24 protein-coding genes and 1 tRNA gene are annotated in these 23601 nt (G+C 71.1%); 9 read left to right on the top strand and 16 right to left on the bottom strand.

The annotated features are described in order from the left end of the window. Positions 1-373: 373 nt before the first annotated feature. Positions 374-1027, top strand: a complete 654-nt coding sequence (locus ACZ4MF_RS00720; RefSeq protein ID WP_467488485.1) for an HNH endonuclease family protein — start codon at positions 374-376, stop codon at positions 1025-1027. Positions 1028-1094: 67 nt separating this feature from the next. On the opposite strand, the gene ACZ4MF_RS00715 is transcribed toward ACZ4MF_RS00720, so the two are convergent. Then, positions 1095-1709, bottom strand: a complete 615-nt coding sequence (locus ACZ4MF_RS00715; RefSeq protein ID WP_356030680.1) for a DedA family protein — start codon at positions 1707-1709, stop codon at positions 1095-1097. 227 nt (positions 1710-1936) lie between these two features. Between ACZ4MF_RS00715 and ACZ4MF_RS00710 the strand changes: the two genes are divergently transcribed. Continuing rightward, on the top strand, positions 1937-2467 hold the full coding sequence (locus tag ACZ4MF_RS00710) for a superoxide dismutase family protein (protein ID WP_467488483.1): 531 nt from the start codon (positions 1937-1939) through the stop codon (positions 2465-2467). A gap of 131 nt (positions 2468-2598) precedes the next feature. Here ACZ4MF_RS00710 and ACZ4MF_RS00705 read toward each other — a convergent pair whose 3' ends face one another. Continuing rightward, the gene (locus ACZ4MF_RS00705) at positions 2599-3042 is read right to left on the bottom strand and encodes a DoxX family protein (RefSeq protein WP_467488481.1); all 444 of its coding nucleotides are present in this window, start codon (positions 3040-3042) and stop codon (positions 2599-2601) included. 111 nt (positions 3043-3153) lie between these two features. Beyond that, positions 3154-3375 carry a DUF2277 domain-containing protein gene (locus tag ACZ4MF_RS00700; protein WP_467488479.1) on the bottom strand — a complete coding sequence of 74 codons (222 nt, stop codon included), beginning with the start codon at positions 3373-3375 and terminating at the stop codon, positions 3154-3156. Between the two features lie 93 nt (positions 3376-3468). Here ACZ4MF_RS00700 and ACZ4MF_RS00695 point away from each other — a divergent pair, with 93 nt between their 5' ends. Then, complete coding sequence (locus ACZ4MF_RS00695; RefSeq protein ID WP_467488477.1) at positions 3469-4449, top strand: ketopantoate reductase family protein; 981 nt, start codon at positions 3469-3471, stop codon at positions 4447-4449. Positions 4450-4607: 158 nt separating this feature from the next. Next, entirely contained in the window at positions 4608-4943 is a 336-nt protein-coding gene (locus ACZ4MF_RS00690) for a hypothetical protein (RefSeq protein ID WP_467488475.1), read from the top strand. Positions 4944-4987: 44 nt separating this feature from the next. On the opposite strand, the gene ACZ4MF_RS00685 is transcribed toward ACZ4MF_RS00690, so the two are convergent. Next, positions 4988-5059, bottom strand: a tRNA-Val gene (locus ACZ4MF_RS00685). Between the two features lie 248 nt (positions 5060-5307). On the opposite strand from ACZ4MF_RS00685, the gene ACZ4MF_RS00680 reads away from it, so the two are divergent. From ACZ4MF_RS00680 to ACZ4MF_RS00670, 3 genes are all read left to right on the top strand, one after another. Then, positions 5308-6078: a DUF4097 family beta strand repeat-containing protein gene (locus tag ACZ4MF_RS00680; RefSeq protein WP_467488473.1), complete on the top strand. Its 771-nt coding sequence runs from the start codon at positions 5308-5310 to the stop codon at positions 6076-6078. Positions 6079-6174: 96 nt separating this feature from the next. Beyond that, complete coding sequence (locus ACZ4MF_RS00675; RefSeq protein ID WP_467488471.1) at positions 6175-7527, top strand: hypothetical protein; 1353 nt, start codon at positions 6175-6177, stop codon at positions 7525-7527. An 89-nt stretch (positions 7528-7616) separates the two neighbouring features. Further along, a complete protein-coding gene (locus tag ACZ4MF_RS00670) occupies positions 7617-8156 on the top strand; it encodes a DUF4383 domain-containing protein (RefSeq protein ID WP_467488469.1) in 540 nt (179 codons plus the stop codon). Here ACZ4MF_RS00670 and ACZ4MF_RS00665 read toward each other — a convergent pair. From ACZ4MF_RS00665 to ACZ4MF_RS00655, 3 genes are all read right to left on the bottom strand, one after another. After that, positions 8144-9259 carry an amidase domain-containing protein gene (locus ACZ4MF_RS00665; protein WP_467489452.1) on the bottom strand — a complete coding sequence of 372 codons (1116 nt, stop codon included), beginning with the start codon at positions 9257-9259 and terminating at the stop codon, positions 8144-8146. The two genes, ACZ4MF_RS00670 and ACZ4MF_RS00665, sit on opposite strands and share 13 nt — an antisense overlap. Before the next feature lie 189 nt (positions 9260-9448). Next, positions 9449-10735 (bottom strand): polysaccharide deacetylase family protein, encoded by a 1287-nt coding sequence (locus ACZ4MF_RS00660; protein WP_467488467.1) that lies wholly within the window; start codon positions 10733-10735, stop codon positions 9449-9451. A 50-nt stretch (positions 10736-10785) separates the two neighbouring features. Then, complete coding sequence (locus ACZ4MF_RS00655; RefSeq protein ID WP_467489450.1) at positions 10786-12891, bottom strand: transglycosylase domain-containing protein; 2106 nt, start codon at positions 12889-12891, stop codon at positions 10786-10788. A gap of 303 nt (positions 12892-13194) precedes the next feature. On the opposite strand from ACZ4MF_RS00655, the gene ACZ4MF_RS00650 reads away from it, so the two are divergent. Then, positions 13195-13407: an FmdB family zinc ribbon protein gene (locus ACZ4MF_RS00650; RefSeq protein WP_467488465.1), complete on the top strand. Its 213-nt coding sequence runs from the start codon at positions 13195-13197 to the stop codon at positions 13405-13407. A 163-nt stretch (positions 13408-13570) separates the two neighbouring features. On the opposite strand, the gene ACZ4MF_RS00645 is transcribed toward ACZ4MF_RS00650, so the two are convergent. From ACZ4MF_RS00645 to ACZ4MF_RS00635, 3 genes are read right to left on the bottom strand one after another with little or no spacing between them, the layout of a single operon-like run. After that, positions 13571-14380: an HAD family hydrolase gene (locus tag ACZ4MF_RS00645; protein WP_467488463.1), complete on the bottom strand. Its 810-nt coding sequence runs from the start codon at positions 14378-14380 to the stop codon at positions 13571-13573. Further along, a complete protein-coding gene (locus ACZ4MF_RS00640) occupies positions 14380-16833 on the bottom strand; it encodes a phosphoribosyltransferase (protein ID WP_467488462.1) in 2454 nt (817 codons plus the stop codon). Before ACZ4MF_RS00640 ends, ACZ4MF_RS00645 begins: the two co-directional genes overlap by 1 nt. Continuing rightward, entirely contained in the window at positions 16830-17999 is a 1170-nt protein-coding gene (locus ACZ4MF_RS00635; RefSeq protein ID WP_467488460.1) for an HpcH/HpaI aldolase/citrate lyase family protein, read from the bottom strand. Before ACZ4MF_RS00635 ends, ACZ4MF_RS00640 begins: the two co-directional genes overlap by 4 nt. A gap of 185 nt (positions 18000-18184) precedes the next feature. Between ACZ4MF_RS00635 and ACZ4MF_RS00630 the strand changes: the two genes are divergently transcribed. Beyond that, complete coding sequence (locus ACZ4MF_RS00630) at positions 18185-18949, top strand: TerD family protein (protein WP_467488458.1); 765 nt, start codon at positions 18185-18187, stop codon at positions 18947-18949. Positions 18950-18964: 15 nt separating this feature from the next. Here ACZ4MF_RS00630 and ACZ4MF_RS00625 read toward each other — a convergent pair whose 3' ends face one another. The 6 genes from ACZ4MF_RS00625 to ACZ4MF_RS00600 all read right to left on the bottom strand — a co-directional run bounded on the left by ACZ4MF_RS00625 (position 18965) and on the right by ACZ4MF_RS00600 (position 23452). Further along, positions 18965-19702, bottom strand: coding sequence for a TerD family protein (locus ACZ4MF_RS00625; RefSeq protein ID WP_467488456.1), 738 nt, complete (start codon positions 19700-19702; stop codon positions 18965-18967). Between the two features lie 114 nt (positions 19703-19816). Beyond that, positions 19817-20956 carry a DUF475 domain-containing protein gene (locus ACZ4MF_RS00620; RefSeq protein ID WP_467488453.1) on the bottom strand — a complete coding sequence of 380 codons (1140 nt, stop codon included), beginning with the start codon at positions 20954-20956 and terminating at the stop codon, positions 19817-19819. A 103-nt stretch (positions 20957-21059) separates the two neighbouring features. Further along, entirely contained in the window at positions 21060-21638 is a 579-nt protein-coding gene (locus ACZ4MF_RS00615; protein WP_071370379.1) for a TerD family protein, read from the bottom strand. 103 nt (positions 21639-21741) lie between these two features. After that, positions 21742-22317, bottom strand: coding sequence for a TerD family protein (locus ACZ4MF_RS00610; protein WP_467488450.1), 576 nt, complete (start codon positions 22315-22317; stop codon positions 21742-21744). Positions 22318-22456: 139 nt separating this feature from the next. Beyond that, positions 22457-22915 (bottom strand): peroxiredoxin, encoded by a 459-nt coding sequence (locus ACZ4MF_RS00605; RefSeq protein ID WP_358649532.1) that lies wholly within the window; start codon positions 22913-22915, stop codon positions 22457-22459. Between the two features lie 111 nt (positions 22916-23026). Next, positions 23027-23452 carry a DUF3052 domain-containing protein gene (locus ACZ4MF_RS00600; RefSeq protein WP_071370382.1) on the bottom strand — a complete coding sequence of 142 codons (426 nt, stop codon included), beginning with the start codon at positions 23450-23452 and terminating at the stop codon, positions 23027-23029. Between the last annotated feature and the right edge of the window lie 149 nt (positions 23453-23601).

Here is a 23601-nt window from a genome sequence, read left to right as displayed (position 1 = left end):
GCCGCCCCGCCGAGAGTGTGGTACGTCACGATGACACCTCGGCATGGCAGCACACTCGGCGCCCGCGCCGGTGGGCACGGACGTGCACTGCTTGCCGAAGGTCTCGCCGACGGATCCCGATGAGACTCGGTGTCCGCCTCCGGGCGCCGGCTCAGGCTCGCTGAGCAGTATGTCGACGGTCCGGCGAAGAGCTACTCCCCTTCTGCGCGACCCATCGTACGGGATGTGAAAGTTCGGCCGTGAACCAGCCGAGGCCTTGCTGTGTCATGAACGCGTCATTAACTTCTTACCGAACGCTCACCTCGCGGCTACGCCGCCTCGCGAGTATTCCCCCGCTCGCACCCCAACACCCCCACCCCACAAGGGAGTTCGCATGGCCCGCTCCGCGATGATCTACGCGCGTCGACGACTGAGCATACTCGCGGCTCTTACCGTTCTCATAGCCTCCGCCGCCCTGTTCGACTCGCCCGCCGCGTCCGCCGCCCTCCCCACGCCGGTCGGCGGCGCCACCGCCCGCAGCTACCTCGCCCAGCTCACCGTGGCCACCGAGGACCGCACCGGCTACCAGCGCTCCCTCTTCCCCACCTGGATCACCGTCTCCGGCACCTGCAACACCCGTGAGTGGATCCTCAAGCGGGACGGCACGAACGTCGTCACCGACTCCGCCTGCACCGCGACCAGCGGCAGCTGGTACTCCCCGTACGACGGGGCGACCTGGACCGCCGCCTCCGACGTCGACATCGACCACCTCGTCCCGCTGGCCGAGGCCTGGGACTCCGGCGCGGGCAAGTGGACCACCGCCCAGCGGCAGGCCTTCGCCAACGACGTCACCCGCCCGCAGCTCCTCGCCGTCACCGACAACGTGAACCAGTCCAAGGGCGACCAGGACCCCTCGACCTGGGTCCCGTCCCGGTCCGCCTACCTCTGCACCTATGTCCGCGCCTGGGTGCAGGTGAAGTACTACTACGACCTCTCGGTCGACACCGCCGAGAAGAACGCCCTGGCCAAGGACCTGGCGAGCTGCTGACGTCCGCACGCCTGCCACGGCGACGGAAACGGCGGGCCGCCCGGCCCGCCGTTTCCGTCGCCGCCGGTCAGGAGGCCGGGCGGCGGCGCACCAGGAAGCCCGCGGCCGCGCCCGCGCCGAACAGGGCCGCCAGGGAGACGCCCGTGGCGAGCCAGGTCGCGCCGAGCCACTGGGCGCCGTAGTAGCCGAGGGCGACGCTGTACGCCGCCCAGGACAGACCCGCCAGCGCGGACCACGGGACGAAGTCGCGGGCGCGGCGATGGGCGGCGCCGGCACAGAAGGAGACGACCGAGCGGCCGGCGGGGGCGAAGCGGGCCAGCACCACGAGCGCGCCGCCGCCCCGGGCCAGCGCGTCACCGAGCCGTTCCTGCGCGGTGGTCAGCCGCCGGGAGCGCGCTATGGCCCGGTCCAGCCGCTCCCCGCCCCGCCAGGCCAGGCGGTAGGCCACGAGATCGCCGAGGACCGAGGCGGTCGCCGCGCAGACGATCAGGACGAGCAGGTCCGGCACGCCGTGCGGGACCTGGCCGGTGGCCGCGCCGGAGCCCGCCGCCGCGGCCGTGCCCGACGCGATGACGAGCACACCGCTCGGCAGCACCGGTACGAACACGTCGAGCAGCACGGACAAAGCCACCACCGCGTAGATCCACGGCCCGTCGGCCAGTGACCCCACACTCTCGAACACCACGACTCCCGTTGCTCCCCCGTTGACAGCCATACAGCGTACGCGGGGGGTGTGACAGCCGGGGCCAGGGGGGCCGATGGGGCGATTCCGGGCGTCGGTTCACTCTTCCGGCGCCCCCCGTGCGGCGGAGCGGTCCCGTGTCCCGTAGCAACGTAGAGAGGCCTGTCTTCGGACAGAAGACATGTAAAGGAACGAAACGGCGCATTAGCGCAGGAAAAGGTGCACTCATGGTGGCAGCCGTATACACGGGCGCCCTCGCCGCAGCCCTGTTCGCGACCGGAACCGCAAGCGCGCCCGGCTTCACGCTGGACGCCTCCGGTGTGTTCAGCCCGCCGACCGCGACCGTCGCGTCGAAGGCCGTGACGTACGACCAGAAACTCGTCCCGGCGGGCGCCTTGATCAACGTCCGGCAGCAGACCAGGCCAGGCGGCGCCACGACGGTCGAGCTGCGGGTGGCGGGCCTCAAGGCCGGCCACCAGTACGGGGCCCACATCCACCAGAAGGCCTGCGGGGCCAAGCCCGACGCCGCCGGCAAGCACTACCAGGACAAGGCCGGCACGGACGCCGCCCACGTCAACGACAAGAACGAGGCCTGGCTGGACTTCAAGGCCGACGCGAACGGCATCGGCCACGCGACCGCGCGGCACGACTGGGCCTTCCGCAAGGGCCAGGCCGCCTCGGTGGTGATCCACAGCGAGCCCGGCACGAAGGGGGCCCGGGCGGCCTGCTTCACCGTGCCGTTCGGCAGCGCGTCGTGAGCGACGGCCGGCGGACGTCGCCGGCGAAGGCGCCGGTGACGGTGACGGCCTGACGGCCTGACGACACAGAGCGGCGCCCTTCCCCCCTCGCGGCGGGGAAGGGCGCGGTCCCGCGCCGGGCGCCGGGCGCGTCAGGCGGCCGTCGGGGCCCGCTCGCCGTCCGCGGCCGCGCCCCTGCCGAAGAGCCGGTCGAGGCCGAAGGCGCCGGGGCCGGTGAAGACCAGCAGGAAGAACGCCCAGCAGAACAGGACGGACAGCTCGCCGCCGTTCTGGATGGGCCACAGCGCGGCCTGCTGGTGCACGTCGAAGTAGGCGTACGCCATCGAGCCCGAGGCGATCAGCGCGGCGCCACGGGTGCCGAGGCCGAGGAACACCAGGGCGCCGGCGGCCAGTTGGATCACCGCGGCGTACCAGCCCGGCCAGGTGCCGGACGGGATCGTGCCGCCGTTGGTGCCCGCGGCGCCGCCGAGCACACCGAAGAGGGAGGCGGCGCCGTGCACGGCGAAGAGCAGGCCGACGACGACGCGGAAGAGCGCGATGACGTACGGCTGGGCGGAGTTGAGGCGTGCGGACATGTGGGGGTTCTCCTCTTCGGTGCCGGCCGGGGACGTGGCCGGTCGTGGGGGGGGTGTACCGAGCGAGGATCACAGGTTAGGCGAACCTAATCAGTACTTGCAAGTTCAACATCAGGCGCGCGTCCGCCCCTTCACCTCCAGCCCGTCGAGCAGTTCCGCCGTCGCCTGCGCCACCGCGGCCACCGCCCGCTCGAAGACCTCGCGGTTGTGGGCGGCGGGGGCACGGAAGCCCGAGACCTTGCGCACGTACTGGAGCGCGGCGGCATGGATGTCCTCGTCCGTGGCCTCGCCGGGCAGGACGGGCGGGCGCAGCGTCTTGATACTTCGGCACATGCCTTCAGTCTCCCGCTCGCCGCCCGCCCCTGCGATGATCACGGCGAAGGCGGCCACCGATCCCCGGGGCCGACCGTCGAAAGGAACAGCCGTATGGCCACCGAACGCACCGACCCCGCGGACACCGCCGAGCCCACCGAGCACAGCGGGCCCATCGACAAGAGCGCGAGAGACAGGAGCACGGGGAGCACCGTGGCCGTCCTCGGCCCCGGCGGCACGGGCGGGCTCCTCGCCGCCCTGCTCTCCCGCGCCGGCCACCGCGTCGTCTGCCTGGCCCAGGACGGCACGGCCGACACCCTGCGCCGCACCGGAATCGCCGTCCGCAGCGCGCAGTTCGGCACGTTCACCGCGTCCGTCGAGGCGGACACCGAGCTGCGCGAACCGGTGGACGCCTGCCTGATCGCCGTCAAGCACACCGCGCTCGCCGCCGCCCTGACCCGTGTCCCGCCCGCCGTGCTCGGCGACGCCCTGGTCGTCCCGCTGCTGAACGGCGTCGAGCACCCCGCCGCGCTGCGCGCCCGGTACCGCCCCGACCGGGTCGCGCCGGCGGTGATCCGCGTGGAGTCCACCCGCGTCTCCCCCGGCGTGATCGAGCACGGCAGCCCGTTCACGGAGATCGACCTCGCCGGGGACGGCGTGCCGCGCGCCCGGCTGGACGCCCTGGCCGCCGTGCTCGCCGACGCCGGTGCGGCCGCCCGCGTGGTCGAGGACGAGACGGCGGCGCTGTGGGCCAAGATGGCGTTCCTGGCGCCGTTCGCCCTCCTCACCACGCGATACGGCCTCCCGCTCGGCGAGGTCCGCACCCGGCACCGCGAGGAGCTGGAGTCCCTCGTCGCCGAGACGGCCGCGGTCAGCCGCGCCTGCGGCGCCCCCGCCGACCCGGCCCGCGCCCTCACCCGCTACGACGCCTTCCCGCCCGCGGCCAAGTCGTCCATGCTGCGCGACGCCGAGGCGGGCCGCCCGCTGGAGCTGGACGCCGTCGGCGGGGCACTGCTGCGCGCGGCAGGCCGGCACGGCGTACCGGTACCGGTGACGTCCCGCCTGGTGGACGAGTTGCGGGCCGCCGGTCACTGACCCGGTGCGGGACGGCCACTGACCTGGTGCGGGGCGGCGGGCCGGTCCGTTCGCCCCGCATCCCACCACTCCCCCCCCCGCCACCCGTTCGGCTGAACCTCCCTCCGACCCCGCGAACGAGCTCGCACCTCAAAATCGAACAGGCGTAGCATTGCCGCGTGGCTACGCCCTACGAATTCCCCAGTGACCTCCTCGCCGGTCAGGAGGAGCTGCATCAGGTCAGGGCCGAGCTGTCGGCCCTGCTCAAGAAGTTGCCCTGGTCGGTGGCGCCGATGGACGGGTTCAGTGACGACACCGGCTGGCGCAAGGTGGAGCGGCCCGCGTCCCCGGGCTGGACCGAGGACGAGCAGGCCGAGGTGGAGAAGCTGCGGCGGCGCGAGCACGAGCTGGCGGTGTTCATCAGCACGCACCGCTTCTGGGCCGACGTCGCGGCGCCGGACCGGGTGGAGATACGCACCCGGCTGAAGCACGCCCCCGAGTGGACAGAGGAGTAGATGAAGAGGAGCCCCCGGCCGTGCGGCCGGGGGCTCCTCGTCGGTGGGCGCGGACGGTTTCGAACCGCCGACATCCTGCTTGTAAGGCAGGCGCTCTACCCCTGAGCTACGCACCCCGAACACCCGGGCGAGTGCCCAGGTCGAGTCGACAGCCTACCTTGCCGGGCCCCGTGTACCGCAAACCCGTTCCGGCGGGCGATCAGGGTGTCGGGCAGGGGGCCGGTCAGGGTTTTCCGGGGGTTGTCCCCAGCAAAGGTCCGGGAGGCTCCCTGATTCCCGGACCGGCCGCGATCTTCTACGGTCATGACAGACCGACACAGTCCGGCCGCCGCACCCGGCGGGCCGGTTCAGGGGGAGATATCGCATGGCCCGTTCCGTTGCCGTCCGCGCCGCCGTCATGGCCGCGGTCACCGGGGTGCTCCTCGCGGGGGTGAGCGCCTGCGGCGCCTCCGCCGGGAACGACAAACACCCCGACCACAAGTCCTTCGGGCTGCACGGCCGCACGCTCACCGTCGACTCCGACGACGCGGCACTGGAGATAGTCTCCGCGCAGGGCGCCAGGGCGGGCACGGTCCAGGTCACCCGGTGGTTCCAGGGCAAGGTCGTCGTCGGCGGCAGCCCCAGGGTGAGCTGGTCCTTCCAGGACGACCGGCTGAAGCTGCGTCTGCACTGCACCGGATTCATCGCGGACTGCTCGGCCGAGTACCGCATCGAGGTGCCGCGCGGGATCGCCCTGACGGTGGCCGACAGCAACGGAAGCGTGCGCGCGCAGGGCTTCTCGGATCCGGTCAGCATCCGCAGCAGCAACGGCGCGGTGCGCGTCACCGACTCCAGCGGACCGCTCGAACTGCACTCCGGCAACGGCGCGGTCAGCGCCGAGGCCTCCTCCCGGCAGGTCCGGGCCGGCACGAGCAACGGCGCGGTCCACCTCGACCTGAGCTCCATACCCGACAGCGTGAACGCCCACAGCAGCAACGGATCCGTGACGATCACCGTGCCCCGCGCGGACTACCGCGTCCGGACCGGCTCCGCGGGCGGCAGAGTCACGGTGTCCGTGCCGCGCTCCGACAGCAGCGCGCACACGGTGACGGCCGACACCTCCAACGGCGGGATCACGGTCCGTACGGCGAACTGACGGCCTGCCCCACGGCAACTGACCGGCCCGTGTGTTCGTCTTCCACGGGTGGGAGAATGACTCCACCCAGGGCGGACCACAGCACGGGAGAGGGATGTGACGGCGAGGAGAGGGCCCACGGTTCTCAGATCCACGGCTCTGCGCGACACCCTCACTCTGATCGGCCTGCCGGTGCTGGCCGCGCTCGCGCTGCCCGCCGCGTTCGCCGGCGGCGGCACCCGGCGCTGGTTCGGCGGCCGGGCGGAGAGCCAGCGGGCCGAGGCGCAGGCGGCGAAGGACGCGGCGGCGGCCGCGTTCTACGAACTCGACACCGCCCAGCGGGACCTGCGGATCTCCGTCGAGACCATCACGGCGGTGGACGACACCCCGGCCGCCCGGCGCGCCGCGAGCGACTTCGCGGCGCTCGGCGGCCGGATCGACGAGGTCAGCCGGCGGTACATCCAGGCCGTCGACGCCCATGATCTCGACCGGGACGACCTGGAGGCCGCCGCCGCGTCCCGCGCGCGCTCGGAGCTGACCGCCGCCAAGGACGAGCTGCTGCGCGTCAAGCAGGAGCTGGACCGGTTCGGCGGCTCGCTCGGGCCGCTGCTGGGCAAGGCCGAGACCCAGCTGGCCCGGGTGGCGCCCGCCGTGGAGCGGGCCCGGCAGGCGCTGCTGGGCGCGAGCAACGCGCTGGACGCCGTACGGGAGCGCGGGCTGCGGGCCGACGACCTCGCGGGCCGGCTCGCCGCGCTGTCCCCGGAGCTGACGAAGCTGAACCAGGGCGCCGGACAGCACGGCGTGCAGCAGACGCTGGAGCGGGCCGAGCGGGTGCAGCGGGAGGCCGGGGCGATCCGGGCCGAGGCCGAGCGGCTGCCGGAGCTGGCGGCCGAGATCGACCACCGGCTGGTCTCGCTGCGCACGCGCGCGCAGGCGCTGACCACGCGGGCCGGACAGGTGGACCCGGTCCTCAGCGAGCTGCGGCGGCGGTTCGCGGCGGCCTGCTGGCAGGATCTGCAGCACGTGCCCGAGCAGGCCGCGCAGAACGTACGGCAGGCCGAGCTGAAGCTCCGTGAGGCGCAGGCCGCACGGGAGGCCCAGCGCTGGCCGGACGCCACGTCGCTGTTGTCGACGGTCCGGGCGCTGCTGAACACCACCGACGAGGCCGTGTCGGCCGCCGGTGACCGGCTGACCAGGCTGAACGCCGTGCAGAAGGATCCGCAGGCCGAGATCGAGCGCACGCGGTTCGCGATCCGGGACGCCCAGCGGCTGGCGATGAGCGGGCGGGCGACGCCGGATCCGCGTCATGCGGGGCCGTTGGACGAGGCGGTGGGGCGGCTGGAGCGGGCCGCGGCTTCGCTGGAGGGGCGCCACCCCGACTACTGGCATTTCCTGACCGAGACGGATGCCGTGCGGCGGGCCGCGGCGGAGGTCGTCGCGCGGATCCGTGAGGAGCGCGGGGGGCACTGAGCGGCGGGCACTGCTGTTGCCCCACCCGGTGAGGTGGGCGGATATTGGGTGGACGGATGGCCTCCGCTACACGCCCGAGGGAGGCGGATATGGCCACACACGCAGCGCACCCACCACAGCGGCAGCGGATCCGGTTCGATCAGCATCTGCCGGTGGACCATCGGCTGAACACGGTCTACCGGATCGGCGCGGGCCTGATCGGCGCGTTCCTCGTCGCCTTCGGCATTCTGGGTCTGCTCCACAACATCGGCTTCTTCAGCACCGGCGGTGCCGAGGTCGTCGGGCTGAACACCAACGACACCCTGAGCGTGCTGTCGATCGTCGTCGGGGCGATCCTGCTGGCCGGCATGGTGATCGGCGGAAACGTGGCGTCCACGCTGAACATGGTGTTCGGGGTGCTGTTCCTGCTGGCCGGCTTCCTGTTCCTCGGCCTGCTGGACACACCGCAGAACTTCCTGGCGTTCAAGATCCAGAACGTGTTCTTCAGCTTCGTCGTGGGCCTGCTGCTGATGACCTTCGGCATGTACGGCAGGGTCGGCTCGACCCTGCCGCACGACAACCCGTACTGGCGGGCCCGCCATCCCTCGGAGGGCGAGCCCGAGTGGCGTGGGGACGATCAGGTGCGGTAGGCGTAGAAGTACGCGCCCGGGTACGACGCGACGAGGCTCGCCACCGACCGGTTGTAGGTGTTGGTCGAGTGGTACGTCACGTACGGCACGCCGTAGCGGTCGCGGTAGGTGACGATCATCGAGTGGTCCTTGGACCCGTCCCGGTTGAAGTCCATCTGGATCACGTCGCCGAGGTCCGCCTGGTAGACGTCGGCGAGCGGCGTGACGCGCTTGGAGGACAGGGCGAACCAGGAGAACTCGTTGACGCCGACGAACGAGTCGGACTGGATCTCGGAGTTGCCGAACCACTTGTGGAAGTCCGTGCCGTCGCCGGGGACGTGCTTCCAGCCGCCCGCCTTCAGGGACTGGCTGACGAAGTTGGTGCAGTCACCGCCGTCGGCCTCGCCGTTGAAGTCCGGGTAGTCCGGGTTGTAGTTGCGCCAGTACTTCTGCGCGTACGCCACCATGGCCTGGTAGTCGTAGGCGCCGCCGGTGAGCGTCTTCGGGTTGGCCGGTGCCGGCCAGCTGGTGGCGGCGCGGGGCGCGTCCGGCGGGCCGTCGTCGGCGGGCGTGGTCTTCGCCTTGGCGACCGACGGCGCGACGACCTGGTTCACGGCGAGGTAGCCGTTGTCGGTGTCCTTGATGCCGCTCAGCTGCCAGTCGCCGTGACGGTCGGCCTTGAAGGTCAGCTCGTGGTGGGCCTGGAAGCCGGTGGTCTTCGGCCCCTTGGCCGACGGCTTCTCGTAGGTCAGGGTCGTGGTCTCGGTGACGGCGACCTTGGCGCTGCGGCCGTGCACCTCGGTCGCGTCGAGCGTGACCTGCGTGCTGCCGGCGCGGTACTTCTCGCCGAGCTTGGCCAGCAGGTTCTTGCGGGCCGTCAGCGTCTTCACGGCGGACGACTCCTGGTGGCTCTGCCCGCCCGACATGCGCACGGACCCGGAGAAGCCCGCCGTGTGCCGCGTGCCCTTGCTGCCGGCGCCGTCCACGAGGGCCTGGGTGCGGTCGGTGAAGACCGCGTCGGCCAGCTTCTGGAAGGTCGCCTTGGTGGCCGCGTTCACCGTCGGGTCGTCGACGACGGCGGCGCCCGCGGTCCAGTTGGGCACCAGGGCCACGCCTGCGACCAGCGAGGCGGCCGCGGCGCCCACTATGGTGGCGCGGCGGCGGCTACGGCTCAGTTTTCTCGATCTCAATGATGTTCCCCTCTATGCCGGTAGGCCTACCGAGCGGTACGCATCCTCGCACGGATCGTGTGACTGGTGTGAAGACAGCTGCACAAGCGGAACTACTGTTACTCGCTTGTCACTTGAGGACGTTCACCGGACGACCGCCGACCAGTCCGGCGACTGCGCCGGGTCGAGGGCGCGCAGCGCCGCGAGGGTCTGCGGCTTCTGGACGTCGAGCCAGTCGGCCAGTTCCTTGAAGGACACGCACTTGACGCCCTTCTTGGTGCAGATCTTCGGGATGACCTGGTCGATGGCCTTCATGTAGATGCCGCCGTTCCAGTTCTCGAAGTGGTTGCCGATGAACAGCGGTGCGCGGCTGCCGTAGTACACGCGGTTGAAGCCGTCCATGTAGGACTGGACGGTCTGCTGTTCCCACTGCGGGTACTTGGCCGGGTCGCCGTGCACCTCGCCGTTGGACTGGTTGTAGAGGAAGTTGAAGTCCATCGACAGGCCCTGGAAGTCCTTGCCCGCGTACGGGAGCATTTCGAGCGGGAAGTCCCAGACGCCGTTCTTCTTCGTCGGCCAGATCTGGAAGTCGCCCGGCGAGCTGGCGTCGTAGCGCCAGCCGTAGCCGTACTTCTGCAGGGCCTTCAGCAGGTTCGGCTGGCCCTCCAGGCAGGGCGCGCGGCCGCCGACGACCTCCTGCTTGAAGTCGAAGGGCAGGGCGGGGACGTCCTTGAAGCCGGTGTTGGTCTTCCAGTTCTCCACGAACGAGTAGAACTGGTCGATCTCGCTCTTCCACTGCTCGACGCTCCAGTCGCCGCCGCCCTTGGCGCCGCAGAAGTGGCCGTTGAAGTGCGTGCCGACCTCGTTGCCCTGCTCGTAGGCGAGGCGCAGCTGCTCCAGCGTGGTGCGGACGTGCTCGTCGGTGGCGTAGTCGATCGCGGCGTCGCCGGGGCTGTGCATCGGGCCCTGGTACTTCGACTTCTTGCTCTTGGGCAGCAGGTAGATGCCGGTGAGGAAGAAGGTCATGTGGGCGTTGTACTCCTTGGCCATCTCCCGGTAGTGCGAGAAGAGATGGTCGTCGCCCTCCAGCGCGCCGTCCCAGGAGAAGACCACGAACTGCGGCGGCTTCTCGCCGGGTTTGAGCGGCACCGGCTTGAGCGTGCCCTTCTGCGGGCCGGTGTAGGAGGTGGAGCCGTCGCCGAGGATCTTGGTCCTGCCGTCCCAGGAGGGGGTCGGGCTGGGCTTGGCGGCGGTCTTCGGCTGGGGCCCGGAGGCGGCCGTCGGTGCGGTGCGGTCCGCGCGGGTCAGGGCCAGGTACCCGGCCACCAGCGAGGCGACGACGAGAAAGGCGGCCAGTGTCAGGACCTGCGGCCGGCGTATGAGGGCCGGGGCGGGCGCTTGCCTGCGGCGCGGCGACTTCTTGCGGGACATGCGCGGCTCAATCTGCGAGGAGGGCGGCGGGTGCGGGTGCGGGTCCGGGGTCAGCCCAGTCCCATGGCTGCCGACCAGAGTCGGTACGGCACGCTGTCGGCGGACGTTCCGGCCAGCCCCTGGAGTGGCAGCGGCTCCAGGGACTCGGCCAGGTTCATCCGGTAGACGACCACCGCCGTGGAGACGGAGTCGTCGCTGCCGGCGTACCAGGCTGCGGTGTCGTTGGCGGCGGTGCCGGCCTTCCCCGCCAGGTGCGGCCGCGCGGCGGCCGTGGACGGGTGGGCGGCGCGGAAGGAGTCGGCGAGCGCGTCGGTGACGTCCTGGGCCACCGCGGTGGCGACCGCGCGCTGCGGTTGCGGCGTGTTCAGGGGGAGCGGCGCGCCGTTGCGGGTGATCCGGCGCACCGAGTACGGCTCGGTGTGGGTGCCGCCGGCGGCGAACGTGGCGTACCCGCTCGCCATCCGGATCGCGCTCGGCGTGGAGGTGCCGAGGGACAGCGCGGGCACCTGCGGGCCAAAGCTGTCGGACAGCAGCCCGGCGGCCTCGGCGGTCTGCCGCACCTTGTCCAGGCCGGTGTCCATGCCGAGTTGCATGAACGGGGTGTTCACCGACCGGGCGAGCGCCTGGCGCAGGGTGATCTTCCCGTACGACGTGTTGCCGTCGTTGTGCGCGGCGACCTTCTTGCCGCTGCGGTCCCAGTACGGCCCCTCGGGGGTCATGACGGGGATGTTGTCGTCGCCGTCGTAGACGCTGTCCGGGGTGACGGGGGTGGCGGGCCCGCCGCGGGTCTTGTGGACGCCGTGCTCCAGCCCGGCGGCGTAGACGAACGGCAGGAAGGCGGTGCCGACCGGGACGGTGGCCGCGTTGGACTCGTTGTAGCCCTGCGTACGGTGGTCCGGGCCGCCGTAGACCGCGAGGATCCGTCCGTCCGCGGCGACGGAGGAGGCGCCGTAGTGGGCGTCCTTCGCCGGGCCCGGATCCTTCTGCTTCGCCTGCTTGCGGGCCTTGGTGACGGCGTCGGTGAGCGCCTGTTCCCGTTTGCGGTCGAAGGTCGTGTAGATCTGGTAGCCGCCCAGGTCGAACTGCTGGTCGGTCAGGTGGGCGGCCTTCTTGGCGTACTGCGAGGCCAGTTCGACCAGGTAGTCGCTCTGCGCACCGGTGTTGTAGAGCGGGTTGGTCTTCAGCGGCTCGGGGAACGCCTTGTACGCGGCACGCTGCTGCGGGGTCAACTTGTGGATCTTGACCATGCGGTCCAGGATCCACTTCCAGCGCTCCTCGGCCCGGTGGTGGTTGGCCGCGCCGAGCGTCGGGTCGTACAGGCCGGCGCCCTTGAGCAGTCCGGCGAGCATGGCCGCCTCGGAGACGTCGAGCTTGCTGACGTCCTTGCCGTAGTACGCCTGGGCGGCACGCTGGATGCCGTAGCTGCCGCGTCCGAACCAGCTGGTGTTGAGGTAGCCCTCCAGGATCTGGTCCTTGCTCATCTTGTTGTCGAGCTTGAGGGCGATCATCGCCTCGGTGAACTTGCGACTGATCGTCCGGTTCTGGTTGAGATACACGTTTTTGACGTACTGCTGGGTGATGGTGGACCCGCCCGCGGTGTCCCCTTCGCCCACCGTCTGCCACAGGCCGCGGGTGATGCCCCGCACGGAGATGCCGGGGTCGGTGTAGAAGGTCTCGTTCTCCGCCGCCAGCACCGCCCAGCGGACGTCCTGGGGGATGTCCTTGAGCGGCATGGCCTGCCGCTGCACCCAGCCCGTGCGGGCCATGGGGGTGCCGTCGGACCAGAAGAAGACGTTGTCCTGCTGGGTGGCGTACGAGTTCAGGTTGCTCGGAATGTCCGTCATCGCGTACGCCGTGACGAGGAAGGCGGAGAGCAGGCCGAACGACGTGAGGACACCGCCGATCCACTGCCGCCACGAGGGCATCCAGCGGCGCCAGCCGGTGCGGCCGGGGCGCGGGTAGACGGGCTTGAGCCGGCGCGCGTAGGGCGCGAGCCGGCGGGCGTACGGCGCCAGGGGAGCGAGCAGCGCGAGGAGGCGCCGGGCGGTCGCCTCGGCGCGCTGGCGCGCCGAGAGGCGGGCGCTGCGCCGGCGCGCGGCCCGGCCGCCCCCGGCCCGCTCGGGCGGCTCCGGCGGCGTGGGCACCCGCAACTGCATGGTCTCGTCCGCCCGGGCGGCACCGACCCTTATGTGCAGGGTCGCCTCGCTGTCGGGCAACTCCTCACCATGGTCCCCCCCTTGAGGACGATCCTGTCCCCGCGACGCGTCAGTCACGACGGCGTCTCCCCTCCGCACTCGCTCTTGCTCGCGCGGTGAGCTGAGCGTTCTCCCAACGGCGCAAACAAGCTATCAGCGTATTTTCGAAACCCTCACACATGTGTCTGTGAAGAAGCCCGTTCGATATGGATCACGCCCGGATCACAAGGGCCCGAACCGGGCCCCGGCGGCTACCCTGGGCCCATGCCTCGCTATGAGTACCGCTGCCGGACCTGCGGCGACACGTTCGAACTGAGCCGACCGATGGCGGAGTCGGCCGCACCCGCGTCGTGCCCGGGCGGCCATGACGACACCGTGAAGTTGCTGTCGACCGTGGCGGTCGGCGGCAAGGCCGCACCCGCCCCCGCGGCCGGTGGCGGCGGGGGCGGGTGCTGCGGCGGAGGCTGCTGCGGTTAGGGGGTGCCTTCGGACCATCACGGCGTCGCAGGGCCTGGCACGCCGTCCCCCAGAGAGGGCGCCCCCAGCCGCGTTGTCGTCACTCGCCGCCTCCCCCACGACCCCGCTCGGGTCGGCCGACAGGCGCCGTTCCTCACGGCCGGCCTGATCCGAACGACACCCCCTAACCCTGCCGGGCGGATTTCAAGAATTCCCTCAGAATTCGCTCCCCCGCGAGGACACCCCGCTCCGGCAGCGCGGTGATCCCCGGCGCCGTCCAGCCCGTGTCGGCCAGCTCGCCGTGGCCGGGGCGCCAGCCCCGGTCGGCGGCGAGCAGGAGGTCGGCGTCCAGCAGGGAGTCACCGGCGGCCAGGGTCAGGTCCGCGCCCGTGCGGCGGGCCACCTCGCGGACCGCGGCGCTCTTGGTGAGCGGCCGCGGCACGGCGTAGAGCTTGCGGCCCTGGAGCGAGACGGCCCAGCCCCGGCCCTCCGCCCAGGCCGCCAGCTCCTTCACCCACTCCCCGGGCAGCAGCTCGCGCTCCACCACCAGGTAGGTGAACAGCCCCTCGGCGACCCGGTGCTTGCGCAGCCACGCCGGGTCGGCCGTCCGCGCCAGATGGTCGTGCACCTCCGCGAGCGGCGCGCACGCGGCGGCCAGACGCGCCTGCACGCGCGCGTGCCAGTCGGCGTCGGTGACCCCGTCGACCAGCAGATGGCCGCCGTTGGCACAGATCGCGTACGCGGGGGGCGGTCCCGGCAGGCTGATCCGCTGGTACTGCTTGCGGGTCCGGGTCGTCGTCGGCACGAACACGGCCGCGTCCCCGAGCTCGGTCAGCAGCCGCGCGGCCGTCTCCGTCAGGTACGACAACGGCTTCGCCTCGTGCACCTCCACGCACAGCAGCCGGGGCGCCCGGGCGTCCGGCATGGTCAGCGCGAGGGCCGCCGAGGAGTAGATCAGCGTACGGTCGAGGTCGCTCGCCACCAGCACCGGCATCAGACGCTCACCGCCCTGCCGTCGGCGCCGGTCGCTCCTCGGGTGTACTTGGGGTGGATCAGCCCGACGCAGGTGTACGGCAGCTCGCCGACCTCCTCGACGGGTACGCCCCTCTGGTCCGCGAGCAGGCGCACATGGTCGAGGTCGGCGGCCGCGCCCTTGCGGGCCAGGATCTTCCAGGGCACCCGGCGCAGCAGCACCCGGGTGGTCTCGCCGACGCCGGGCTTGACGAGGTTCACGTCGTGGATGCCGTACTCCTCGCTGATCCGCTCCACGGCCCGCCAGCCCTCCCAGGTCGGGGTGCGGTCCTCGGCCATCAGCTCCTTGGCGGCGGTCCCGGCCGCGTCGGCGACCTCCGGGAAGCGGGCGGCGACGGCGTCGAGGAAGGCCACGGAGACGTCGGAGCCGGCGAGTTCGCGGTAGAACTTGGCGCCGTGGAAGTCGTCCGGTCCGACCAGGTCGGCGCGCAGCACCGTACGGGATATCAGGCCGGAGACCGTCGAGTTGAGGCAGGCCGAGGGGATGAGGAAGTCCTCCCGGGTGCCGTAGGTGCGCACACAGGAGCCCGGGTCGGCGAGGACGGCGATCTCCGGGTCGAAGCCGCCGATGCCCTCCGCCTGCTCGAACTCCTCGACGGCCCGGGCGAGTTCCCGGGTGATCGCGCCCTTGCCGGTCCAGCCGTCCACGAAGACGACGTCCCGCGGGTCGTGGTGCGCGGCCAGCCAGCGCAGCGCGGTGGCGTCGATGCCCCGGCCGCGCACGATCGAGACGGCGTAGTGCGGGAGGTCGAGCCCGTGCCGGAACTGCGCCCAGCGGCGCATGAGGACGCCGACCGGGGTGCCGGCCCGGGCCAGCGACACCAGCACCGGCCGCGGCGACCGCTCGGCGAGCACCGTCTCCGTCACCACGCCGACGGCCTGCGCGATCCGGGCGGCGGAGGCGTCGAGGGCGGCCTGGAACAGCTCCTGGTACTGCTCGCTGGGCTGGTACTCCACCGGCAGCGACTCGGCGTAGTGCGCCCCGCCGCTCTGGATGGCCTCCTCCCGCTCCTCGGTCGGCGCCTCCAGGCTCACGTCGGAGAGGTCCTGGAGCAGCCAGCCGACCTCCTCGGGCGCGTACGAGGAGAATGCGGGGCCGCGGAGGGGCTCGGGCAGCATGGCCGGCCTTTCGGGAGCGTGCTGGGGCTCGGGGACGTAGGACGGGACGACCGCGAGCAGGACGTGCGGGACGTGCGCCGCGAGTTGGGCCGCCAGCCCGTCGGGCGCGTGCAGGGCCGGGGTGTCGGCGGCGGAGTCGACCACGGCGACGACGGCGTCGAACCCCCCGCCGGCGACGTTGTAGGCATACCGCTCGCCGGGCCCGTCGGCCGGGTCGTCGTGGGCGGGGAAGACCAGGCGGGTGCGGATGGCGTAGCCGGGGTCGTCCAGCGCGAGCACGGGCGAGCGGGTGGTGGTGGAGAACCGCACCTCGGCCTCCAGGACCTGCTCCAGCTCCCGGGCGAGCCGCAGCGGGGCGTACATCAGCTCCTCGAAGCCGAGGACGAGGACGCGGCGGGCGGAGGCGGGCAGGGCGTCGGCGAGGCGGGCGGCCATCTCGGGAAGGGCGGCTTCGAGGCGGGCGCGATGGGCGGGGGTGAACCCGTGCCGGCCGCCGTCGGGGAGGCGGTGCGGCCAGTGCAGCTCGATTCGGCCGTACGGGGACGTCGGGCCGGTCACGGCGGCACCGCGCCCGGCGTCCTCGTGGCGGGCCACCAGTCGCCGCCCCTTCTCCAGCACGTCCGACGGCAGCCGCACCGTCCCGGACGCGGCGGCGACCAGGTCCACCCGCGCCCCGATCTCCGTGGCGAACCGTTTCATCCGGTCGACGTCCTCCGCCGACCGCATGTCGACCAGCGCGACCACCACATACCGCTCCCGCGGATACCGCGCGTGCAGATCACGCACCGTGTTCAGCACGGTGTTGCCGGTCGAGAACTCGTCGTCGACCAGCACCAGCGGGCCGTCCCCGGCCAGCAGCGCGGGATCCTCCGGCAGCAGCAGGTGCGACGTGGCGTGCGAGTGCGACTCCTCGAAGCCGCCCGCACGGGCGACCCCGGCGACCGGCCGCCGCGTGGAGTGCAGGTACGGCGCCGTGCCGAGCCCGTCGGCGACGGCGTGACCCAGCCCGGTGGCCGTCTCCGCGTACCCGAGGACGACCGCTCGGGCCGCCTCCGACTCGCCGAGCAGACCGGCCACCCGGCGGCCCAGCCGGACCCCGTGCCCGTACACCACGGAGGGCGACTGCGGGACGTGCTTGCCGAGGACGTTCGACACCAGCAGATGCGCCCGCTTCGGGTTGCGCCGCAGGGCGAGCCCCAGCAGGGGCCGCAGCCCCTCGTCCCCCACGAGTTCGACGCCGAGCCGCTGCGCGACCCAACTGCCGGACCAGACCCCGTCGTTCACTGCGTTCCTCATGCGTCCCTTATCCCGGCGGCGAGCAGCTCCACGAAGCCGACCTCCTCGCGGGCCACGCCGAACGCCTCGGCGCGCAGCAGAGTCCGCTCGGCCCAGGCGCGATGCGGCTTCACTTCGTTCATCTTGTTCGTGTAGGCCGATCTGAGGACACCCCCGCCGCCGCGTTCCGGCCGCAGGATGTCCTGGGCGTCGCTGTACTCCTCGTGGCTGACCACGGACAGCGCGTGCACGGGCAGCACGTGGGAGGGGTGGATGCAGGTCTTGCCGAGCAGGCCGTTGGCGTGGTCGAGGGAGATCTCCCGCAGCAGTCCGTCCATGGCGTGCTCGATCAGCTTCTCGCGCAGCTCGACGGCCTGCACCTCCAGGAACGGGCTCTGTCGCAGCTGGGGCTTGAACATGCGCTCGGAGAGGCGGAAGTACTCCCACACGGGCCCGGTCACGGTGAATCCGGTGCCGTCGGCCCGGCCCAGCATGTTCACGACGTCGGCGATCACCGAGGCGACGATCTGGACGTCGTAGGCGGTCATGTCGGGGGCGCGGCGCAGGCCGTAGGAGGAGCAGAAGTCGGTGACGCCGAGGCGCAGCGCGAGCACCCGGTCGCGGAACTTGTCGACCGCGCGGAAGATGCCCTCCAGGGTGTCCACCCGGGACTCGCGGTAGAGCAGCTCGGGGGACTCCAGGACGGGCATGGCGAACAGCCGGCGATCGCTCTCCGCCTCGGCGGCCGTCAGGGCCTCCAGGAACGGGATGCCGCGCTCCTCGGTGAACTTGGGCAGCACGAACCCGGACAGCAGCCGGACGGACGCGCCGAGCCGCCGTACGAGGTCGGGTATCTGCTCGGGGGCACGCACCCGGACGAAGAGCAGCGGCGGCTCGCAGCCGGGCCGGGCGGCGAGGTCGGCGAACTGGCGGACGAGGTTCTCCTCGCCGGCCATGACGTCCGCGTCGTCGATGGAGTCCTCCAGGCACAGCACCATCGAGATCACGCCGTTCCCGGCCTGTTTGACGATGTCGTCGGCGAGCCGCGGCCGGGTGGCCGGGCTGTACAGGGTGGCGCCGAGGGCGGCGGCGAGCAGCCGGGCCGGGGAGTCGGCGGTGAACGCGGCCGGCTCCCGGTGGAAAAGGCGCTGCCGCACCTCGGGGGCGATGTGCCCGAAATGACGCATAGGACTCCCCAGGGCACGGGCCCGAGTGTTTGAGTTCGGTAAAAGGTGGCCGGTAATAGTACGTACGGATCCATGTCCTGGGTTCCCTGCGGGCATGAATTTCCGGTAACCCGCTTGTGTCGGCGGCCGTCCGCGGCCCTGCCCCCGCATTGTCGTGACCAGGACCGAGAGGGCAGGATGACCGCATGACGCACGCCATGCTGAAGGGATCGAACGTCCCGCTGGAGGCCGCCACGGTCCGCGCCGTGCTGCGCTGGACGCCCGGGCAGGGGGTCCCGGACGTGGACGCCTCGGCCCTGCTGCTGGGACCCGACGGCCGTGTGCGCTCGGACGAGGACTTCGTCTTCTACAACCAGCCCCGGCATCCGTCCGGAAAGGTGTGGCGGCTCGGCAAGAAGCGGGTCACCGAGGGGCTGACGGACACGATCCAGTCGGACCTTCCCGGTGTCGAGCCGAGTGTCGGACGGATCGTGCTCGTGGCCTCCGCGGACGGCGTCACGTTCGACCAGGTGCCGGCGCTGTGCATCCTGCTGTACGACGCGGCCGCCGACGGGGAGCCGCTGGCCACCTTCGAGATCAAGCCGGAGACCGGCGCGGAGACGGCGCTGATCTGCGGTGAGCTGTACCGGCGCGGGGAGGGCTGGAAGTTCCGCGCGCTGGGCGAGGGGTACCAGGACGGGCTGAAGGGCCTCGCGACGGACTTCGGCATCTCGGTGGACGAGTCGGAGGGCGCCGAGCCGGCGCCGGAGCCCACGACGTCCCAGCCGCTGCCTCCCGAGCAGCCGACGTCGGTCGTGCCGCAGCAGCCGCCCGCGTACGGCTATCCGCAGCCGACGTCGGCCGGGCCGGCGTACGGCTACCCCCAGCCGCAGCCCGTGCCGGTGCCCGCCGGGCCGCTGGACCCGAACTTCCGGCTGCCGCCGCAGGGGCCCCAGTTCATCGGGCGGTGAGGGGGCGGCCCGCCCTCACCGGTCCGCCGTCTTGTAGCCCCTGCCCCACTGCAGGCCCCAGCCGTACAGCCGGTCCAGCTCGCCCTGGAAGCCGTACACGAACTTCACCTCGCGGCGGACGAGCAGTTCGTCCTTCACGTTCTCGATCATCACCACGGCACACGAGCGCGCCTGCGGATGGCGCTCGTCGAGGCCGATCTCTATGCGCGGGCCGTTGCTGGGGTAGAGCGTCACGATGGCATGGGTGCGGTCGAAGGCCGGGGTCTGGTCGTAGATGTAGACGAAGACCAGCAGGCGTTTGATCTGGTCGCGGTGGTCGAGGTTGACGTACATCGTCTCGCCCGACGCCGAGCCGAACCGGTCGTCGCCGCTGAGCTTGATGTACGGCGGGGCGTTGACGTCGCCGAGGAGGTTGCCGAGCGGCTGTACGACGCCCTTCGTGCCGTCGGCCAGTTCGTACAGGCAGCCGAGGTCGAGGTCGACGTTGACCATGCTCTGGCCGTGCCCGAGCACCTCCGGCGGTTTGAGCGCCCTGAAGGGGTGCCGGAAGAGGCCGGCGCGCGGGGCGGTGTCGAAGTCGTCGGACGTGCGCATCCGCCAGGTCAGGTTGACTCGCAGGTTGCCCGTGGCCGCGCCCTGTTTGGTGAGGGAGACCGTGTGGTGCCGGGCGGACATCTGGATGGAGCCGGTCGCGGCCTCGCCCGAGTCGAAGTTGGCGGCGCTGGCGCCCCGCAGTCCGTCGAAGAAACCCATTCCCGCCCCCAGGTCACGCGGCTGTGCGCCGGTACGTCGATGCCCCTGTACGCCGTCGGGGCGGCCGGCCCGTGCCGGCCGCCCCGCTCAGAGCGTTCCTCACCCGCGGGGGCGTCACACCCCTGAGGACACCTCGGCCGGGGCGTCGCTGTCCTCGCCGGCGGCTTCGAGCGCGCGGTTGCGGCGGACGGAGGACCAGAAGGACAGGGCGATCAGGACGACGCCGACGAGGCCGGTGATGACCTCGTTGATCTCGTACTGGATGGTGACCATGAGGATCACGGCCAGGGCGCCGATGGCGTAGTGGGCGCCGTGCTCCAGGTAGACGTAGTCGTCGAGGGTGCCCTGGCGGACCAGGTAGACCGTGAGCGAGCGGACGTACATCGCGCCGATGCCGAGGCCGAGGGCCATCATCACGATGTCGTTGGTGATGGCGAAGGCGCCGATCACGCCGTCGAAGGAGAAGGACGCGTCCAGGACCTCCAGGTAGAGGAACATGAAGAACGCGGCCTGGCCGGCCAGCAGCACCGCCGACTTCTTCCTGCCGGTGCGGGCGGCCTCTTCCTCCTCCTCGTGCTCGCGCTCCTCCTCTTCCTCCAGCCGGTCCTCGAAGTAGCCGGACAGACCGCCGACGATCATGTACGTGATCAGGCCGGCGATGCCGGCGATCAGGACCGTCTGGGCCTTGTCGACATGGGAGCCGCCGTGCTGGTGGGCGTGGACGGCGAAGGTGAAGGAGGTGATCAGCAGGACGATCAGGGCGATGCAGACCGACAGCATGTCGACCTTGCCGAGCTTGGCCAGGGGCCGCTCGATCCAGCGCAGCCACTGGATGTCCCGGTCCTCGAAGATGAAGTCGAGGAAGATCATCAGCAGGAACATCCCGCCGAAGGCGGCGATCGCCGGGTGGGCGTCGGTGACCAGCTGCTGGTAGCGGTCCTTGTCGCTGAAGGCGAGGTGGACCGCGTCGACGGGGCTGAGCTTGGCGGTGATGGCCACGATGACGACCGGGAAGACCAGCCGCATGCCGAAGACCGCGATGAGAACGCCGACCGTGAGGAAGATCTTCTGCCAGAAGGCGTTCATCTTCTTCAGGATCCCGGCGTTGACGACCGCGTTGTCGAACGACAGCGAGATCTCCAGGACGGCGAGGATCGCCACGACGCCGAAGGCCTCCCACCCCCCGTAGAAGACCGCGGCGACCAGGCCGAGCGCGGTCACCGCGAACGACCAGCCGAAGGTTTTCAGAAGCACTGGCTACCCAATCATCTAGGTACGGGTCTCCCCCGCGCCGTACTCGGCTTTGCTAAACGTTGACCCCGAGTGTAGAGGTGCACCCTGCCGGCGGTACCAGCGGCTACGAAACGTTCACCCCGAAGTCCAGGGCGATACCACGCAGACCCGAGGCGTAGCCCTGGCCCACGGCCCGGAACTTCCACTCTCCCTGGTAGCGGTACAGCTCGCCGAAGATCATGGCGGTCTCGGTGGAGGCGTCCTCGCTCAGGTCGTAGCGCGCCAGCTCCTGGCCGTCGGCCTGGTTGACCACGCGGATGAAGGCGTTGGAGACCTGGCCGAAGGTCTGACCGCGCTCGTCCGCCATGTGGATCGAGACGGGGAAGGCGATCTTCTCGCACTGCGGCGGGACCTTGGCGAGGTCGACCAGAATCGATTCGTCGTCCCCCTCGCCCTCACCGGTGAGGTTGTCGCCGGTGTGCTCGACGGAGCCGTCGGGGCTCTTGAGCTGGTTGTAGAAGACGAACCACTCGTCGCCCAGCACCCGGTTGCCGGCGCCGCACAGCAGCGCGCTGGCGTCCAGGTCGAAGGGGGCGCCGGTGGTGGACCGCGCGTCCCAGCCGAGCCCGATCATGACGTTCGTGAGGTTGGGTGCGGCCTTGGAGAGGGAGACGTTGCCTCCCTTGGCGAGCGTGACGCCCATGATGCTGGTCCTCCCCTAGTGGTGCTTCTCTGGTTGTCCTGCGCGTCCGGCGCCGCCCCTAAACGGTGCGGCGCCGGACGGTTGCGGGGTCGGACGTCGGCCGTCAGACGTTGACGCCGAAGTCCTGGGCGATGCCGCGCAGACCGGAGGCGTAGCCCTGGCCGATGGCGCGGAACTTCCACTCCGCCCCGTTGCGGTACAGCTCGCCGAAGACCATGGCGGTCTCGGTGGAGGCGTCCTCGCTCAGGTCGTAGCGGGCGATCTCCTGGCCGCCGGCCTGGTTCAGCACCCGGATGTAGGCGTTGCGGACCTGGCCGAAGGACTGCTGGCGGTTCTCGGCGTCGTAGATCGACACCGGGAAGACGATCTTCTCGATGTCGGCCGGGACGCCGGCCAGGTTGACCTTGATGGCCTCGTCGTCGCCCTCGCCCTCACCGGTGATGTTGTCACCGGTGTGCTCGACGGAGCCGTCGGGGCTCTTGAGGTTGTTGAAGAAGACGAAGTGCTGGTCGCTCGCGACCTTGCCTGCGTTGTTCAGCAGCAGCGCGCTGGCGTCGAGGTCGAAGTCGCTGCCGGTCGTGGTGCGGGCGTCCCAGCCCAGACCGACGAGGACCGCGGTCAGGCCCGGGGCCTCCTTCGTCAGCGATACGTTGCCGCCCTTGCTGAGGCTGACTCCCACGAGTCCTCCATGTGGTGTCCGGGGGCGGGGAGCCCCGTCGTGCTTCGGATACGGGATCAACGTGCCGATCCTAGTGACGGGTTCCCGCCCCCCGCAGACCCTGGACCCGACGACGCACAGGTGTCGGCCCACGGTCGGCCTACAGGGTGTCGAGCGCCTTCACGTACTCGTTCAGGTCACGGGCGTCCGGCAGGCCGTTGACCACGGTCCAGCGCACGACACCCTCCTTGTCGATGATGAAGGTGCCCCGCACGGCGCAACCCTTGTCCTCGTCGAAGACGCCGTAGGCGCGCGAGACGTTGCCGTGCGGCCAGAAGTCGCTCAGCAGCGGGTACTCCAGGCCCTCCTGCTCGGCGAAGACGCGCAGGGTGTGGATGGAGTCGTTGGAGACGGCGAGCACCTGGGTGTCGCGGTCGGCGAACTTCGGCAGGTTGTCGCGCACCTCGCACAGCTCGCCGGTGCACACACCGGTGAAGGCGAAGGGGTAGAAGAGCAGGACGACCTTCTTCTCACCGCGGAAGTCCGAGAGCTTCACGGTGGCGCCATGGTTGTCCTTGAGCTCGAAGTCGGGGGCCTTGTCGCCGACCTGGATCGCCATCGGGATGTCTCCCTTTCGGTGGGCTGTTCGGAGGAGGACAGCCTACGGCGACGGGGGCGGCGGTCACCCTGAGGGACCGCCGCCCCCGCCTCGCTCACCTGCGGGAGACCGTCAGCGCTTGGCGCTCTTCGGGGTCGACAGCTTGCTGCCGTTCCAGTCCTTGCCCGCGCTGATGCTCTTGGTCTGCGACAGACCGGCCGTCTGCGTCGCGTCGTTGATGTCGCTGGGCTCGACGTACCCGTCCCGGCCGGTCTTCGGCGTCAGCAGGACGATGTGGCCGTCCTCTTCGAGGAACCCGATGGCATCGACCAGCGCGTCCGTCAGGTCTCCGTCCTCGTCACGGAACCACAGCAACACGGCATCGGCCACGTCGTCGTAGTCCTCGTCCACCAGCTCGGTGCCGGTGACCTGCTCGATGGACTCACGGAGTTCCTGGTCGACGTCGTCGTCGTAGCCGATCTCCTGGACCACCTGGTCGGGCTGGAAACCCAGCCTGACGGCCAGGCTCGTCTCCGCGTGGTCCGCGGTCGCGCTCACGGTCTGCCTCCTGATCATGTTTTTGGGAACAACTCAGCCACGCGCGTGCGCGTGATGCTTGGCCGTAGTCCACACGTGCGGGGCGGATCGCGCAAGTACCCGGCCCTCCGGACCGCCGAAACGGTGACGATCCCGACCTTGTCACCGCA

It is taken from the genome of Streptomyces sp. NPDC025793 (assembly GCF_055558375.1).
This window is presented reverse-complemented; position numbering and strand designations above follow the sequence as displayed.